We start from the raw sequence: 19,137 nt of genomic DNA, 5'->3' as shown, positions 1-19,137 counted from the left end.
TTATATTTAATGTTTTTTTGAATGAACCATCTGAATTTAATTATAATTATTTAATAAATGCTATACAAGAGGGAAAAAATAAATGAATAGATTTTTTTGATATAAGATTAATCTTTATTAAACTTAAAACTAAAATAGACTTTATATCAAAAAAATCTAAATTTTGAAATAAATATTATAATGAATATTTTGGTTTTTGTAAAACTATAAACTCATTAATAAATGAAAAAAAATATACAAAAAAAATAAGAGATAAATATGATATTTTAAATTATTTAGATAAACTTTATTTAATAGTATTGAAATATACATTATATAATCATATTGAAGAAAATTATATAAATAGTATACAATTAAGTTATATTTGGAATTCTTCAGATATGATTTTTGATAAATTAAAAGAAAAATGATTATATAAAAAATGAATTAATATTAATGATCTAGAAAATATTTTATTGATTGAGAAAAAAAGAGTTTATGTTGAATATTTAACAGATAAAATTGAAACTTTAAAAGAAGAAATATCTATTTTTGGTATGAATAATTTTCTTTCTCAAATAGACTGTCTTGAAAAAAATTTAAATATTTATAAAATAAACGATGATTTATATAAAAATATAAATATATTATTAAATAGTTTTAAATTTATATTAATCTTGATAAGTTATTATAATATTTTTGATGAGGAAGGGATAGATATTTCCAAATATAATTTAGATGATGAAAAATTGAATGAATTTAAATATTTAAAAAATATGTTTAAAAATAATTTTGAATCATTTTGTCAATGATTTATAGATATCAAAAATATTTGAAAAAATAGTTTAGATATAAACGATTTATTGCTAAAAACTCAAAATTGATTTATTCAATCTTCATCTGAAAAAGATATAATTGATCTTATCAATTTATCTTATGAAATTATTAGAATAAAATCAAGTTTAGATAATATAAAAGTAAATTAAAAAAATACTTGACAAATTTAATTATATTCTATATACTTAATTTATATAAATTTTTAATTTACTTAAATAAAAATAAATATGAAAATAAAAATATTGTATATCAAATATATGTTTATTACATTTTTACTATCTATACTTTGAATTTGAGCTACACATTCTTTTTGAATACTTGAATTTGAGGATTTAGCTCAAGCTCTTAGTTGAAATGTTTCAGAAATGCATTTTTATGTTTTGCATGATAATTGAGTTTGAAATGATTTTTGATGATTTATGATACTAACTGATATAGATGATATGGCTTCATCTAAAACTTTAAAAATTGAAAATAGTTCTGATTCAATTACTTGTGAAGAGCAGTTGAGATGATTTTATTTTAATCCTTTGAGATGAAGTACATTATATGCTATAGATGAATATAATTATGAATATATGAGTGGTTCACTTTCATGATGAATGAATATGTGATATGATTTTGATTGATGATTTTATTCAAATTGTAGGGGGCAAGGTGTTGAGCCAACATCAATTTTTGGTCATATTGAATATTGAGATTTAGGTGCATTTTATGCTGAAGATTTTTTTATTCAAGCTTGAAGAGAATATGATTATAATACTAATAGATCTACTAATAATGATTATGCAGATAGTTTTTCATTATATAACAATACACCTGTAGGTCTTATTTATGATAGTTTACGGTGAGTATGATTTGTTTGAGGTAAAGTTAATCATAGAAAATGTATGGAAGATTTATTTGCTGAAACAAATGATAACTCAATAATTGATTTGATACATAAATTTGATCCTGATAGTGATAAAGATAAAAGATTAATATTTACATGATCTATATATAACGATGATATTAATCAAAATTGTATTACAAGAAATCATTGATCTGTGATGCAAGTAGTATCTAGTGTTATATGAATATTGTGATGATATTATCTTTGAGAACAATGATCAGAGGCTTCAAGAAGATCCGTTATTTCAAGATTGTGACAGCTTGGAGATGATGCAACACAACAACAAGCATTTAATATATGATGAAAAACTGTAAATCTATCCTCATCTATGAATACTTTGAAAAAAAATGCATCTGATCTATGTAGATGACAATGGGATGATACAAGTTGACCAATAGGTATTGATTCTTGAAATAAAGATAGAGAATTATTTTGTATAGATGGTCAAGATGTTGTTTTAGATTATGATCTAACATCAAGTAGTGTTGATAATATAATTCTAATCAAAAATTGAAATCTTACTATTAAGAAAAATCAAAAAGCATGAAATTCTAATTTACAAGTTTTTATAGATTGATGAGTTATTAAGATTGATATATGAAGTAAAGTTGATATTGATAAAGATTGATTTTATACTACATCAACATGAGTAACTGAATGACTTTATTTATATTGAGATTATTTTATAAATTGATTATTAGTTTGAACTGATACTGATAATAAAATTAATAATAAATTATATATTAATTGAAGGATGGCATTATTAAATTCACCACAAAGACCTACTGATAGTAGAGAAAAAATGATAAAAAGATCTATTTGAGATACTGCATATAATAATTATAAAGACATAATATGAATGAGACAACTTTTTGCTTGGGACTGTAAACCTAATTGAAAATGAACTGATTGAGTTAATTGTAGTGATTCCAGTGATAGATGGAGAAGAAATTCTTTTATAATACAACCTAATGGTATAGAATCAAGATTGTTAAGAGATTAAATTTATTTAGTTATAATAAAATTAATTAGTTGTTTTATTTTTAATATACAAATTTTTAGTTGAAAAAATATGTAAATTAATTATACTGAAAAATAGTATACACTTGTATGTATACTATTTTATTTTGATATAAATTTATTTTAAAAATGACTAGGAAACAATATATTGTATGATTTATATTATTGATTTGAGCTATATTTTGAATTTTAGCTTATTATTTTTCATTAGATTGAAGATTTTCTGATATTAAAGATAATATTAAAGATATTATTAATAATATAAGTTTTAATAAAAATGAAAAAAGTGATAATTCTATAAATTTAAAAGCTGATGTTAATTTTGATTTAAATAGTTCTATAGATAATTTTGAAATTTCTTTTTCAGGTTCTGATTTAGGTATTTTGTCTATGGATAATTGATTAAAGCAAAGATTATCAGCAAATAATTTATCATTTATTCTCAAAGATTGATTCTGAGAAGAAAAAGTTGAAATATCTAATCTTGATTTAATTTCAAATGAAGAATCAGTTTATTATAAATTTTGAGAATCTGAATTTTTGGAAGAAATTTTTGGAAATACTAATAATAATGATGATTATACAAAAATAGATAATTCAAAATTTATAATACAAATGATATGAGATTTGGCAAATAATGATTTGATTGTATGATTAATCAAATGATTAGTAAGTTCAAATCCTAATGCTTATTTTGAAAAATATTGAATTGATGAGGAATTACTTAATTTATTTTTTAGTAAATGATCTTATAAACTTTTATTTGAATAATTTGATAATGAATGAGATAAAAAATATTTATCTATAAAAGAAGATAATTGTGATATATTTGTTGATTTATATAATTCTTCAAAAGATGAATATACAGAACTTCAATTTATTGAATTTAATTCTTCAATTTGTAAAGAATATATATCTAATGCAAATAAATTTGTACAAAAACAATTATATGTTACAAATGAATGAGATATAGAAACTTTACATTATGATTGATTTTTTATTTTTGATTTATCTTATCAAAATTGAGAAATATTGTCTTATAATCTTAAATCTCCTATGATTTGATTAAATTCTGAATATCAAAATAACAAACTTTCATTCAAGTTTTCACCTACATTTTTGCAAATGGCATGAGAAAATTTGGAATTTAATGCAAATTTAAATTTTGAAGATGAAGTTTTTTGAAATATAAAGTTTAATTATGAATCTGAAAATTCATGATGAAATGCAAACTTAAATATTGATATAAAAGACGATAAAATAATAAATTATAATACAGTATGAAATTTGGAAAATTTATATGAAAAAATTACTTGGGAATGAGAATGAAATCAAGATTCTTGAAGTTTTGAACTAGTTTCAAAATTTCAAAATGAAATTGTATGAAATATATTATATAAATATGATGATAATAAATATGATTTAAATTTTGATACTGAAGAAGTTAAAATAATTTGAAAACTTGAGAAAGAAAATGAAATGTATAATTTTGATTTAAACTTTCAATTAAATAATTGAAATGAATTTGATATTTCTTCAAAAATTAAATTTATTGATAATAAAATAGATTATTTTAGTTTAGATTTAATTACAAATATCCCTATTAAATTTACTTGATTAGACATTATCTCTAATAATAAATATAAAATATTATATGAAAATAATTATTTAGATTCTACTTTTAATTATTATGAAATTAATTCTTGAGAAGAAAAACATATCTTATCTTCATCTTTATCATGAGATTTATCTTATAATAATACTGATCTTAATCTTTCTATAGAACCTATTGAAGAAATAGGTGATTCATTTATTAAATGAAATTTAAATCATAATAATGATTATCTAAAAATATCTGGAAATTTAAAAGAATATGATGATTTATATTATTTGGATATTGAATGAGATTTTTCAGCTTGGGAAAACATTGATCTACAATGATCAGCATGAACAGAAAATACTGATAAAGAAGAAATTATAAATTTGGATAAAATGTTTTCTTATAAAGATAATGAAATAAAATCTAAATTTAATATAAATTCAATGTGAGAAGAAATGTTTTCTTATAATTTAAATATTAATTATGAAATAGATAATTTTGAACATATAATTCCTTCAAATTATGTACAAGCAAAAGATAATGAATTCTTTCAATTACCTAATTTTAGTTCATATAATGATATTGAAACACCATATTTAATAGCTTGATGAATTGTTTGATTATGAATGTTTTTATCTACATCAGTTCCTGATCGTACATATGCTCAAGCTCAATCTAGAGATGCTGCAAGATTTGCAAATATTTGACAAATTTGAACAGCTTTGTCAATTTACCATTATGATAGATGAATTTATCCTGAAAGTGATTGAATAATTGAAGTTAGTGAAATACAAGATTATCTTATTCCTAGATATATGGATAGTTTACCTAATGATCCTTTGGATTGAAAAAATTATTATTATATTTCACTTAATTCTGATTGAGAAGAGAATAAATGATATGCTTTGATAGCAGAACTTGAAAGTAATGATTGAAATATTAGTGCAAATAGTATTGATGAAGTATATAATATGATAAAAGGTGTAAATTATGATTCAAAAAACTTAAAAGAAATATTACAAGATTTTTGAAATTATTATTTAATGGTTAAATAATTTTTAAGATTTAAAAATATAAATCCTTGATTTAATCAAGGATTTTTTATAAATTAGTTTTTGCTAATTTATTTTTTACTAAAGATGAATTTAATGTTTTTATAAATTTTTCTTTACCAAAAATATCTCCATGACCAGGAAAAAATTTTTCAAAATTATATTTATTTATTTTAACAAAAGTTTTTAATAATGTTTTTTCATCATTTGCAAATCGTGGATATACACAATTAGGCAAAAGATTAAAAAAAGTATCACCACAAATAATATATTTATCTTCAACAATAACACTTATAGATCAACTTGTATGTCATGGAGTATGTATAATTTTAGCATTAATTCAATATTCTTTTAAATCACAAAAATTATTTATTACAATATCAGCTTTTACAGGTCTAAAACTACCTTTTGAAATAAAACTTCCAAATTTAGATATTATTTTAAATATAAACATAGTTCATTTAGGAAAATTAGTTTTACCCTTTTGTAATATATTTTTTTCTTTATTATGAATTAATATTTTTGCATTAGTTTTTTCTTTTAACTGATATAAACTTCATACATGATCATAATGGACATGAGTTATTACGATAAGAACGATATCTTTTAATTTAGCATCAATTTTATTTAAAGTTTTTTCAAGTTTATTTATTTTATTTTTCATACCTGAATCAACTAATATAAATCCTTTTTCTGTATTTATCAAATATACATTTGCTATACCCATTTTAACTTTTTTTATTATACTATTCATAATTTTATTTGCTATAATTAAATTTTATAATGATCATATAGCTTGATACATTTGTATCATAGGTAAAAATATAGATAAAACAAACATAAATACAACTCATCAAACTAATAAAATTACAAATGGTTCCATCAAGCTTTGTAAATTTTTAATTATTAATTTTAAATCTTTGTCATAACGATCTGCTGTATCTCATAATAATTTTCATAATTGTCATGTTCTTTCTCATATATCAATGGCATATGCTCAATCTATAGGTACATAAATATTATTATAATTAGATGCATTATTAACTCAACCAAGTCATACAGCTTTACTAAAAGTAATTCAAGATTCCAATTCAAATCTTATTCTTCTAAATTCATCTTTATATAATTTATTAGCTGTTCAAGATGCAACTATATCTAATGCTTCCAATAAATTAATACCTGCATTTAACATAAGAGATAAATTTCACATCAAATGTATTACATAATTTCTATAAACTACTTCTTTAACAACTGGCATTTTTAATGCCATATATGAATATATGTATTTACCGATATTTGTTTTTCACAAAAATTTAAAAAACATTATAGATAATACAATAAATAATATTACTAAATAATATTTTGTTTTCAAAAAATTACTTATTGACATCATAGCTTGTGTAAGTGCGGGCATTTCCATTCATACTTGATTAAACAATGTTGTAAATTGAGGAAGAACAAAAACTAAAAGTCATATAAAAATAATTATTGTAATACTTATTACAATAATGGGATAAATCATAACAGATTTTATTTTTTTTCTTCTTTCGCTAGCTTCTTCTTTATGTTTTGCAATACTTTCAAACATATCTCATAATTTTCAAGTGTTTTCTCATATTTTTACTAAAGATATATCCATTTCAGAAATTTGCTTATACCATTTCATAATATCAGACATTTTAATACCTGTATCTATTCATTCCAGCATTTCTCTTATAAATTTTTTTAATCAATAATCTTTAGTTTGTGCATATATTACTTGAATAGAAAGTTTAAGATCCATATTTGCTCATAGAAACCAAGCCATTTTTGTATAAAATTCATCAATACCTTTTTTATTTAGATTTGATAAGTTTATTAAAAAATTTTCAACTTTTGCTTCAAAGGATTGTTTTCAACTATTTTTTGTTATATTATATTTTTCCTTTTTTACTTTTTTTATTATATTTAAAATTTCTATTTTTGATATCATAGGATATCTTTTTAAAATATTATTTGCTTTAATTAAACAATCTTGATATTGTTTATTTTTAAACATTAATCTAAGACTATTTAATTCAAAATTATAATCATTTTTTTGACTATTTGATTCAATTTCTCTTTTTTTGTCAAGAAATTTTGATTTATATTTAGATAATTTTTTATCATATAATTCATAAGTTTCACTCATATAATTTATTAATGAAATTCAATCCTCTAAATGACTATTTGAATACAAATTATCTAATTTTTTGTATAAAAATTTTATATCATTTTTTTTGAAATTACCATTATCTTTATCTTTATTTCCTTTGTAGATATCAATCATACCAATTTTTTCAAAAAAATCTTTATTATCATCTTTAGTATGTTCATATAATTTATTAGTTTTATTTTGATTTATTTTATCAATATATTTATTAATAGTTTTTTCATCATCGTATTCTTGTGCATATTTTAAACAACTAGACATAGCTTCTGAATAATTTCAATTAGCTATAAGTTTTTCAATAGTTTTTAATTCATTATTTTTTATTGATTTTATTTCTATTTTTTTTTGTTCTAATTCATATCTTTGTTTAATTTTATTATATTTTTTATATAATTTGGATGAATATTCTTGTCAAAAATATTTTTCAATATCATTAATAACTTGGTTTACTTTTGTAAGTTTATTATTATTTAAATAATAATTAAACCAATATAAAAAATGTTCATATTCTTTTGATAAATCATAATTATATTTATATCAGTTTTTTTCATAATCTTCCAGAAATATATTTATAAATTCTATTATTTCCAAATATTTTTTTTTCTTTTTTTTGTCTTTTTCTTTAACATATTTATCATTTATGCTTTTGAAAAAATCATTATATTTTCAATCAATAATCATAGTTATATCATCGTTCGAAATATAATCTATATTTTTTGAAATATAATTTATTAATTTTTTAATATCCATCTAAATAATTTTGATATATAAATTAATTGTTATATTGTGCAGAATTAGCTAAACTTATAAATCAATATGCAGATTTTATTAATGCATCCTGATATAAACTTAAATATCATTTTTTCTTACAAAGCTCTGTCCATATTTCATTATTTATTCATTTATTTATAGCACGACTAAAATCTTTATCTATAATAGTAACTTCATGTATTCCTATTCTTCAAGAATATCATGTTTGTAAACATTTTTTACAACCTTCTCATTTTTTTAATTGAATTTTTGATTCTATAGAATTCCATACTGATCATAGTCAAGTTTGTAATATTTTTTTCTCTTCATCACTTATTTCAGTGTTTTGAGCACATTTACTACATACTTTTTTTACTAATCTTTGAGATAATACCATCTTTAACGATGATGCTATTAAATATGGTTCAATTCACATATTAACAAGTCTTTCTATTACTCAAACTCATTTGTTTGAGTGAATAGTTCCAAATACTAAATGACCCGTCATTGAAGCTTCAATAGCAAGTTTAGCAGTTTCTCTATCTCTTATTTCTCATACCAATATAATATCTGGATCTTGTCTAAGCAATGTTTTTAATCATTGAGAAAAATCATATCAAATATCATTTTTTACTTGAGATTGATTTATTCAAGCAATTTTGTATTCAACAGGATCTTCCAATGTAGATATATTAAATTTTTCTGGATCATAACTATTTAACATAGAATAAAGTGTAGTTGTTTTACCAGAACCTGTTCCACCTGATATTAATATCAATCATTCTTTATTTTGTAAAGTTTTTTTAATAGAGTCAAGATTATATTGCATAAATCATAATGAATTTATATTTAATAATTTAGGATCTTTTTTAAGTATTCTCATTACTATTTTTTCTCAATTTATGGTTGGGAAAGTAGAAATTCTCATATCTATATCTTCAATGTTTCAATTATTATTTTGATATTCATATTCTATTTGTCAGTCTTGAGGTCTTCTTGATTCGTCAATTTTTAGTTTTGCCAAAATTTTTATTCTAGCTATTAAATTATCTTTATTTTCTATAGAAATTGAATAAAATTTAAAAATTTCTCAATCTATACGATATCTTATCTGAAAAATTTCTTTTTGTGGTTCAATATGAACATCTGAAGCATTTAGTTCAATAGCTTCTCTTATTATATCATCAACAAAAATTTTAAAATCATCTATAGTTTCTATTTGTTTAAACATATAGTTAATTTATTAAAATATGAATTAAAAAATTTACTTACAATTAATTATAATAATATATTTTTTTTTGTCAAAACTTAATTCTTTTTTTAAGAAAATATTTTAAATAATTCCTATTTTTTGTTATTATGTTTAAAATTCAAAAATAGTCAATAATTTAGTTTCTGATTTGTATTATATCAAGTATATAATATTAGTATATTCTGAAACAAATTTAAAAAATGATTATGGATTTAATCTTAAGGATTTTAATTTAAAATATACTCATTTATTAAGTTTATACAATACTTTTAATACTTTTTTATTTTTGGGTATTATTTAGTGTTGTTATTTTAACATTATTTGCATAAATATATAAAATATATTGATTTTTATATTTTTTTATGTATAAGATATTTAAAATTTTTAATTAAATTTTATATTTATATATATAGTATAAAAAGTATATGAAAAAATATATATTATTGGTTGTTATATTTTTTTCTTTTTCATTCTCTTTTTGAAATATTGATTTATTAGATGAAATAGAATGTTCTGATCCTTTATTAAACTGACAAAATACTAATGCTTGTGATCAGTGTTTTATTTGAAAAGATCTTTATCATAAAAGAGAATATCGTTTATATGATGATTTTAAAAATTCAAATTCTCAATCAAATCTAATTCATAAATGGTGAGAATATAGTGTTAATTGGTATAATCTTCAAAATACTCATATATATTGGAATTTTCCAGAAAATTTTGAATATTATTTTCCAAATGATACTTATTCAGCACCAGAAGATAATCCTCTTTGAGAACCTATTTTTATGTATTTCCCATGAGAACAAACAACTTTATTGAAATCCTCTTCTAATTTAATTCTTGATTGAGTTTCCAAAACAGCAAACCCTAATCAACTTTGAATAAGAGTTGATTATGATATTACTTATTATACTCAGTTAGATTGACCACCTGATCTAGATAATCCTATCTCTCATAAAGAGTGTGCATTTCATTGAATTTCATATTGTTGAGATGGTGAATTTCAATCTGAATATGGAGAAAAATGTGATCCTTGAATTACAGATTCTAATAATCCTTGATATCATTCAAATTGTCAATCTGATTGTACTATACCTGATTTGCAAGATTATGTATGTGATAGTTTAAGTCCTCAGAATAAAACTGTAGAGGAATGAGAAAGTGTAAATTTTACATGTGCTTGAACAAATGTAGATGAATATAGAATGTATGTGAATTGAAGTTTAGTAAATACAAATTCTAATTGACAATTTAATTATACATTTAGTAATACTTGAGATTATGATACAAGATGTGAAGTAAATAATGCGGGTCAATGATGGGAAACAGCTTGAGCATGTCAATGAGCTATTACAGTAAGTGATGATGAAGATGATTATGTATGTGATAGTTTAAGTCCTCAGAATAAAACTGTAGAGGAATGAGAAAGTGTAAATTTTACATGTGCTTGAACAAATGTAGATGAATATAGAATGTATGTGAATTGAAGTTTAGTAAATACAAATTCTAATTGACAATTTAATTATACATTTAGTAATACTTGAGATTATGATACAAGATGTGAAGTAAATAATGCGGGTCAATGATGGGAAACAGCTTGAGCATGTCAATGAGCTATTACAGTAAGTGATGATGAGCCTCCAGGTTGATGAGGTGTACCAGTTTATTGTGGACCAGCTGAATGAAATTATACTGATTCTGATACTGATTGGAAATGAGATTTTTGTGGTCCATCTTGAGCAACTCATCTTTGAGATATACCTAGTTTTAGTGATTGGAAAGATAGTTGATTTCCAAGGATTGAATGGTTATGTAAAAATAATTGAGCAATAAAATTAGTAGTTTGTGTAGCTTGATCATGAGATCCTGGTGATCCATGAGATCCAGGTGATCCATGAGATCCAGGTGATCCAGGTGATCCATGAGATCCAGGTGATCCATGAGATCCATGAGATCCATGAGATCCAGATAGAGAAATTTTTGTAGAACCTGCTAAATGTAAATGGATAGACCCGCCAAGTATTCAAGTTTGAGAATATCTTCCTATATGGTGGGCAATGGAAAATGAAGAAAGATACTGATCAACTTGTGATTCAAGTAATTTGTGAGCTATAAAAAATAATGCAAAATGTAGATTGAAAATTGAAAATGCTTGATGAGTAATATATTCTGAGTTAAAGAATTGTATTTGAAGAGATTGAAAATTTAATAAAAACTTATTAAATTGATTTAGATCTTGAAGTTTATGAGAATCTATTTCTGATGGTTCTATTGCTATGATTTTGAAAGAATCTATGGTTGATTGAAAATATTGAGAACATAAAGTAAGTATTAAAGTTGAAAATTATAAAATTTGTGATTGATCTAATTGGAGAAATGTTAATCTATCAAATAGAATTTGTGAGTATAATTTTCCAGTAACTAAACCTTATTTGATGCAAAAATGAGCAATATTATCTACAAATGATAATACTTTTGAAAAATTTTATAAAATTAATTGAGATAATATATCTACAAGTGTTGATTCAATAATATCTTCTTCTGATAAGTTTGATTCAGAATCTATAGAAAATATTTTGAAAGATTTTGTAAAAGATTATAAAAATTTAGCTGTTAAAAATGTAACTAATCCTTCTTGATGTAAAAAAGTTCCGTCAGAAGAAATTTATCTTTGTAAAAATGATATTACTATTTCAAGTAATATTTCATCAAATCCTTATACTTTAATAGTAATAGGTTGAAATTTAACAATCAATTGAAATTTAAAAAATAATAATTGAATGTTTGTAGTCGTAAATTGAAATATTAAATTTGATTTAAACAATTATTCTTCTTTACAAGAAGTTGAATGAATATTCTTAACAGATAAAAATTTTAAACAAGAAAGACTTATAAATAATAATTTAAATAAATCTTGGATTAGTGATTGAAGACTTAAAATAAAATGAATACTTAGATGATGATGAATTGATGATTTAATTAATAATAGAAGATCAAATATAGAAACTTGGTTTGATTGATGATGAGCAAGTGATGATGATATTTATGAATGAGCTTCATTATTGGTAGAATCAAATCCTTCTATTTGGAATAATCTACCACCTTGAGCTAGATCTATGTTGGATCATTTAAATATACAAAGAAGATAGTCCTTGATTTAACAAAAAAGAATCCTTTATTGTGGATTCTTTTTTTGTTATTTTATATATTTTATCTAAATATATTATAATATAAAAATATTTTTCTTGATGTTTATTTACATTTTATATATTAATATACATTAAACTCATCTTTGTAAAAAATAGTACTTTTGTAGTATTGAATATTATTATGTTTCTTCTTTAAATTATGGTCTTTTATTGTAATATATTATTTTTTGTGTTTTATTGTTTTAAGTAATTATAATATACTTATTTAAAAAAAGTAATCGTAAATATAATTGAAAAACTTATATCACTCATTATTTTGTTGAATCTTATAGGAATAAAAATATAGAAATATAACTAATTTTTTATTAATTAATTTGCAAAAATTTTTAATTATTAAATAATCTTTTTATTGAAATAATTTTAATTTGAAAACAAAAATATTCTCAAAGATTAATTAAAACAAATTGATTGAAAAAAATAAATAAAACAAAATATTTTAATATAAAAGTTTGATTTTTTAAATTTTAATTTTTTTATAGTATTTTCTGTTATTTTAAAACAGATAAGGTATTAATCTAATTCTAAATTAGGAGCTCAACATTTATAACAATATTCATTATTTTTTGGATAAATAGATTTACATTCTTTACAAGTTGTTACAATATTACTTCAACAATGTACACAAAACTTATTGTCTTTATGATTATGTTCTCAACAATATTCACATTTTATTACTAAAATTGCTAATGCTTCTCTCCAGTAAATTTGATCAAATTTAAATCTATTAGGTCTTATTAAAAAATATATAGGAAGTCAAAAAACTGGAGTTAAAACTGCAACTATTACAATACTAAATATTTGTAAAAATATATTATATGTTCTTGAAGAAATATCTTTAGTCGTCCATAAAATGGACCAAACCCAAATATAAACTAAAATAGAAACAAATCAAGTAACAAACCAATCCAAAAATCAATATTCTTGTAATTGATCAAAAACATTTGTTTGTACTTCTTCCAAACTTTCTCAAATAAATTCATTTGATTCATTTACTTCATTATTTTCTATAAGTTCTGTATTTTCCATAATTATTATATAATTAATTAAGTATTAAAATAATTCTTTAGACACTAGTTTTACTAATTCAGTTTTATTTTTCAACTCTTTTATTACAAAATGTATCTTGGATGGATTATCAAATTCTAATTCTATATTAAATCAAGAATATCAATCCTTTTTCATATAAACATTTATATTTGATATATTAATACTAAGTTCTGAAAAAATTGAAATAACTTGTATAAGAACTCATGGACTATCTTTTGCAAGTAATTCAATTTTTAGATAATATTTATTATATTCTTGTCAATCCCAATGTGCTTCAAGCAATTTGTCATAAGATATATTTTTTAATGCTTTACATTTTATAGAATGTATTTTTACTCAATCTCTAGTTGCTTTACCTACAATTTTATCTGGACAACTGGGATTGCATTCAGGACATTTATAATAATATAAATCTTTATATCATTCTATTATTATTTTATCCATTTTACAAAATGTAGGAACAACCTTTTTTTCTTTTTCTTTATTATCAGAAATTATATTGTAATATTTTTTGATAAGTTTAAGAGGAGATATTTGTTTATCATAAATTCTTAATAATAAATTATTTAATTTTGTTTCAGAATTTTGTTTTAATATTTTATTTTCTTTATCTAATAAAGAAGGGAGTCAATAAAAATTAAGCATAACATTTAATTGTTCTTTTGCATTTATAATATTATCTTTAATCTCATTTTGTCTTATAAATCTACTTAATTTTGATTTAGATGATGGATTATGTAAAAATTTGGACCAAGAAATTGATGCAGAATATTTTCTTTTATATGTCTTGATAGAAACTATATTTCATGTTTTTAGTTTGTAATCAATAGGAACTATTTTATCGTCAACAAAAGCAGCTCTAAATTTTAATCAAACATCCGTATGTATTCTAAAAGCGAAATCTAAAACTGTACTTCATGAAGGCATTTCTATAACATCTCAAGATGGAGTATATATAAAAATATTTTTATCTAACAACTCTATTTCCAAAGTATTTTTAAAATTTTCATTTTCTTTTCATTCTTTAAAAGAATTTACAAGTTCTTGTAATTTTTGTATCCATTTTGATTGTTCCAAAGATATAGAAACTGGTCATCATTTTTCTTTATATGCAAAATGTGCAGCAACTCAAAATTCAGCAAAATAATCCATTTCTTGTGTTCTTATTTGAATTTCTACTGGGAAATTAAACATTCAAATAACAGTACTATGAATACTTCTATATCAATTAGCTTTTGGTAATGCAATATAATCTTTAATTTTCTTGATTAAAGGAGTATACTTATTATTCACTAATCACAAAATTGAATAACAATCAGCAAGAGAATCAGCAATAATTCTAAAAGCTAATACATCCATTATTTTATTTGGATCATCAGTAGAATATTTTTTTAACTTTTTATATATTCTATATGGACTTTTTAATCTTCACATTATTTTAAAATTTGTTATTCAATTTTCTTTCAAAAGTTCATCAATTTCTTTCATACCTTCATTAACATAAAAAGAATTATTAGTTCAGTGTCTTTTTTTGATATGATTAAAAATTTTAGTAAATCATTTAGGATTTAATATATAAAAAGCTCAATTTTCCAAATAATTTTGAAAAACAGATAATCATAATCTTTGAGCTATAGGAACATATATTTTTAAAGTTTCTCTTGCTATTCTAAGTCTTTTTTCTTCTTTTGGATGAAACTGTAATGTTTGAATATTATGAATACGATCAGCAAGTTTTATAAATATAACTCTCAAATCTCTTCACATAGCCAAAAAAGTTTTTTTTAATGTTTCCAAATTCCTATCCTGTCATTCATATCTAACTTTGGAAACTTTTTCTAATCAGTAACAAAGATTTGCAACATCTTCTCAAAATATTTTTTTTACATCTTCATAAGTATATTTAGTATCTTCTATAACATCATGTAATATACAAGCTTGAATACTTTTTAATCAAGGTCTTATTTTCATAAGAAAAAGTGTGGCTTTCAATGGATGAGTAAAATATATTTCTCATGATTGTCTCATTTGTCATTCATGTGCCATTTTTCCAAAATCATATGCTTTATCTATTCATTTTAAATCTTCTGAACTTAAATATTTTCAAGCTTTTTCTTTAATTTCATTCAATAAAAAAATAGGATCTTTATTAAATATAGGTTCATAATTCAAAAAATTTTCCAAAGTAATTATATCCATAATTTTAACTTTTTATTTTAATTTTAAATATATATAGTATTTAAATACTAATCTTTAAAATTAGTAATACTACTACATAATTCAACTTTACCTCATCCATTTCAAGTATATTCAACTATAGAACAAAATACAAGCTCTTTTGCAGTCTCATCTCAACAATCATTAGGAGTAGTATCATTTCAATTAGAACAAGAATTTAAAGTACTACCATCTTCTTTATTATACAATCATTTTACTTGTATCATACGGAAAAATCTTCCTTCTGGAGAAGTATTATCTTGCCCAGGACAAGGATGCCATGTTTTTCAAGTTTCAGAACATAAAGCAAATTCTCCGTCTTGAGAAACATTATATCAATCATCAAGATTTAATGTTGAAGAAGAACCACTTAAATAATTATATAATTGTCAACTTTGAGTAGTTCAAGATAAAATATAATTTCAAGATCATATCCAATCTTCACTTTGACAGTCTGAGCTTGCTCATAAAGGATCTTCCAATAGCCAACATTGATCCCTCCTACCAGACCATCTAAACCAATTAGTATCTCTAATATTAAAAACTCATTCTATTCATTCTCTAGCAAGATTAGTTGCTATAACATCTTGTCTTATTATAGATATAGCTTTGAAACCATAATCTATAACACTAACAATTCATAAAACTCATGTTGATATTATTATAGTTGTTATAATTAATTCTATCAAAGTGAAAGCTTTTTTATTTGAAAAAATCATATTTTTATATATATATGTATAAATATAACTCATATATAAATATTTATAATATTATTTCAAGACTATGCAAGACAATTATGACTTTTTTTTTATATGAATGGTATGAATACTACTGATTTTCTCTATGTTTATATGAGTTAATAAAATGATAAGAATTATTATATGAAATTATTTGCTTATTTCAATTGCATTAGCAATGCATTTATGATTTGATTTTTATCATCTAATATTTCAATGAAAATTTGAATTAAGTTTTTTGAAAAATCAAGAAAAACTTATAAACGATATATTAAATAATAAAGAGATGATAATATTATGAATATATTTACTATCATTAATTTTAGTATTTACAAAATCAAAAATATCAATTTGAGTTTCTGAAAATAAAATAATTAAATATTTATTATGAATAATTTTTGCACCACTTACAGTAGTAAGTATAATAATTTGATTAAGTGTAGTAATATATTGATCAGATATTTTTAATACTGAAACTATGATAGCTCTTATAGAAACTTTTGAAAAAAATTCTTTTATGTATCATTTATTAACTTTTACACCTATTCTTATAATATTACCTGCAATTACAGCTTTAATATTTAGCACACAACTAAATTTTAATAGAAGACAAAAGAAAATTCAAAAAGAACAAGTAGAAGAATCAGACTGAGAATCAAGTGATGAATCAGGTGATGAATAAATTTAAAATATGAAAATAATTCAAATATGAATATATATATAAATACTAAAAATTTAATTAAAAAAAATAAAATTAACAAATCTATATTAATTACTTGAATATCATATTCTTGAAAAACTTATTTATACCAAAATTTAAAAAATAATAAAGATATTAATTTATATGATGCTGATGAAATTTGAGTTGGAAAATGGTATAATAAAAAAAATCAAATAGTTAAATTTAAAAATAATGCTAATGAAAAACGATTTAAAAATCATAATTTTTTATGGGATATTAAATTTTTAAAATTATTTTTAAATAAAAACAACAATTGTTATTTATTTTGATTATCTGAAAATATATTTGAGGCTAGTAAATTATTTGATAAATGTTTCTTTTTGAATATTAATTCAAACGAGTTAAAAAAAAGATTTAATAAAAATGATAGAAATAACCCAATGTGAAATACTATTCAACAACAAAATATAATTTTAAATTATATGAATAACTTTAAAAATCAATGTTTACAAAATAATTTTATATCAATAGATGCAACAAAATCTCCAATTGATATAAAAAATTATATAAATACTCTTATATAAAAATTATTATAATATTTTTAAAATTTGTTTTTAAGTATAAATAATATAATTTTTCTAATCTTCTGCAGTAAAAAGATAAAAAAAGTTTGAAAAGTTAATTAAGAACTAATAAAAACAATAAATAAAAAAGGTGGAATTATTGGAAATTTATGAAAAAATATGTATAAAGGAAGCATTAAAATTAAGTTTAAATGCTTTATAGTATGTATGAGAAAAAATAGATATGTAAAAATTAAGTGAAAAACAGTATGGATAGAGAACTCAATTAGTTATTTGAGAAGCTTGAAAAAGGAGGTAGAGATGAGTCTGAAAGGAGGCAAGAAAATGAGAGGAAAACTTTACTATTGAATGGTAAAGATATTTGAATCAAACTCTAAGAGAAAATATTATTTGGTGGTGATAAAAAATAATAAATGACAAAGAATGTTTCATTAGAATTAAGAAAAGAAGATTATATGTGATATAAAGCTAAAAAATATAATGTATACCTGGTTAGAAGTAGTTGAATATATATTACATAATTGAAAATTTTTCCGAAATAGAAATCAAAGAAAACAACTACAGAATCAACAAAATTCACTCTTTTCTCTAATTTAGGTGCAGAAGATTAGTAATATATTTATTAAAAAAAGTATTTGCAAAAATAAAAAAAAATAATATAATATTAGATATACTAATTAATTTAAAAAATTAGTATAAAATTTATTTATATTATTACCATAATAATTATGAAGAAAATATGATTGCTTTTTATGTGAATGTTCTTTTTGTCTTGAATATCTTATTGACAAGATATTGCAGAATTAAGTGTATCTAGTGAGACAGTGAAACCATGAGAAGAAATAGATGTTACAATAAAAATTGAATGATGGAAAATGTGTAAGATTTCTATTAATGATTGAAATTGAGTATCACAAGAATACAAAAGTAAAAAAGAATGAATTAGTATAGATAGATTTGTACCAATAAAGTTTCATGATAATTGATGGGCAGAACTTAAATGTGATAATGATGCAGTTACTATAGGTGATTTAGATAATCCAGAGTTTTCAAAGAGAATTGAAATAAATGTTTGAGATAAAAAT

14 protein-coding genes are annotated in these 19,137 nt (G+C 21.3%); 8 read left to right on the top strand and 6 right to left on the bottom strand.

Going from position 1 to position 19,137, the window contains the following annotated elements:
* The 4 genes from VAMP_RS05265 to VAMP_RS05250 form a co-directional block, all read left to right on the top strand.
* On the top strand, positions 1 to 965 hold a 965-nt coding region (locus tag VAMP_RS05265; protein WP_213349894.1), incomplete at its 5' end, for a hypothetical protein.
* 78 nt (positions 966 to 1,043) lie between these two features.
* On the top strand, positions 1,044 to 2,711 hold the full coding sequence (locus tag VAMP_RS05260; RefSeq protein ID WP_213349893.1) for a hypothetical protein: 1,668 nt from the start codon (positions 1,044 to 1,046) through the stop codon (positions 2,709 to 2,711).
* A gap of 146 nt (positions 2,712 to 2,857) precedes the next feature.
* The gene (locus VAMP_RS05255; RefSeq protein WP_213349892.1) at positions 2,858 to 3,499 is read left to right on the top strand and encodes a hypothetical protein; all 642 of its coding nucleotides are present in this window, start codon (positions 2,858 to 2,860) and stop codon (positions 3,497 to 3,499) included.
* A gap of 261 nt (positions 3,500 to 3,760) precedes the next feature.
* On the top strand, positions 3,761 to 5,383 hold the full coding sequence (locus tag VAMP_RS05250) for a hypothetical protein (protein ID WP_213349891.1): 1,623 nt from the start codon (positions 3,761 to 3,763) through the stop codon (positions 5,381 to 5,383).
* A gap of 46 nt (positions 5,384 to 5,429) precedes the next feature.
* Here VAMP_RS05250 and VAMP_RS05245 read toward each other — a convergent pair whose 3' ends face one another.
* From VAMP_RS05245 to VAMP_RS05235, 3 genes are read right to left on the bottom strand one after another with little or no spacing between them, the layout of a single operon-like run.
* A complete protein-coding gene (locus tag VAMP_RS05245; RefSeq protein ID WP_213349890.1) occupies positions 5,430 to 6,134 on the bottom strand; it encodes an MBL fold metallo-hydrolase in 705 nt (234 codons plus the stop codon).
* 24 nt (positions 6,135 to 6,158) lie between these two features.
* Complete coding sequence (locus tag VAMP_RS05240) at positions 6,159 to 8,321, bottom strand: type II secretion system F family protein (RefSeq protein ID WP_213349889.1); 2,163 nt, start codon at positions 8,319 to 8,321, stop codon at positions 6,159 to 6,161.
* 22 nt (positions 8,322 to 8,343) lie between these two features.
* On the bottom strand, positions 8,344 to 9,552 hold the full coding sequence (locus tag VAMP_RS05235; RefSeq protein WP_213349888.1) for a GspE/PulE family protein: 1,209 nt from the start codon (positions 9,550 to 9,552) through the stop codon (positions 8,344 to 8,346).
* Between the two features lie 446 nt (positions 9,553 to 9,998).
* Here VAMP_RS05235 and VAMP_RS05230 point away from each other — a divergent pair, with 446 nt between their 5' ends.
* Positions 9,999 to 12,725, top strand: coding sequence for an immunoglobulin domain-containing protein (locus VAMP_RS05230; RefSeq protein WP_213349887.1), 2,727 nt, complete (start codon positions 9,999 to 10,001; stop codon positions 12,723 to 12,725).
* 570 nt (positions 12,726 to 13,295) lie between these two features.
* Here the strand turns inward: VAMP_RS05230 and VAMP_RS05225 are convergent.
* The 3 genes from VAMP_RS05225 to VAMP_RS05215 are packed head-to-tail and all read right to left on the bottom strand — an operon-like array spanning position 13,296 to position 16,768.
* Positions 13,296 to 13,811 (bottom strand): zinc ribbon domain-containing protein, encoded by a 516-nt coding sequence (locus VAMP_RS05225; RefSeq protein WP_213349886.1) that lies wholly within the window; start codon positions 13,809 to 13,811, stop codon positions 13,296 to 13,298.
* A gap of 24 nt (positions 13,812 to 13,835) precedes the next feature.
* Entirely contained in the window at positions 13,836 to 16,031 is a 2,196-nt protein-coding gene (locus tag VAMP_RS07220; RefSeq protein ID WP_213349885.1) for a RelA/SpoT family protein, read from the bottom strand.
* 47 nt (positions 16,032 to 16,078) lie between these two features.
* The gene (locus VAMP_RS05215) at positions 16,079 to 16,768 is read right to left on the bottom strand and encodes a prepilin-type N-terminal cleavage/methylation domain-containing protein (RefSeq protein WP_213349884.1); all 690 of its coding nucleotides are present in this window, start codon (positions 16,766 to 16,768) and stop codon (positions 16,079 to 16,081) included.
* A gap of 64 nt (positions 16,769 to 16,832) precedes the next feature.
* On the opposite strand from VAMP_RS05215, the gene VAMP_RS05210 reads away from it, so the two are divergent.
* From VAMP_RS05210 to VAMP_RS05200, 3 genes are all read left to right on the top strand, one after another.
* Positions 16,833 to 17,468, top strand: a complete 636-nt coding sequence (locus VAMP_RS05210) for a hypothetical protein (RefSeq protein ID WP_213349883.1) — start codon at positions 16,833 to 16,835, stop codon at positions 17,466 to 17,468.
* Positions 17,469 to 17,494: 26 nt separating this feature from the next.
* Entirely contained in the window at positions 17,495 to 18,052 is a 558-nt protein-coding gene (locus tag VAMP_RS05205; RefSeq protein WP_213349882.1) for an AAA family ATPase, read from the top strand.
* Positions 18,053 to 18,780: 728 nt separating this feature from the next.
* The coding region (locus VAMP_RS05200; protein ID WP_213349881.1) for a hypothetical protein at positions 18,781 to 19,137 on the top strand (357 nt) is incomplete at its 3' end.

It is taken from the genome of Candidatus Vampirococcus lugosii, assembly GCF_018420025.1.
GTDB classification, from domain to species: domain Bacteria; phylum Patescibacteriota; class Gracilibacteria; order Absconditabacterales; family Absconditicoccaceae; genus Vampirococcus; species Vampirococcus lugosii.
Note: the sequence above shows the minus strand (reverse complement) of the source record. Positions and strands in the feature narration are given on the sequence as shown.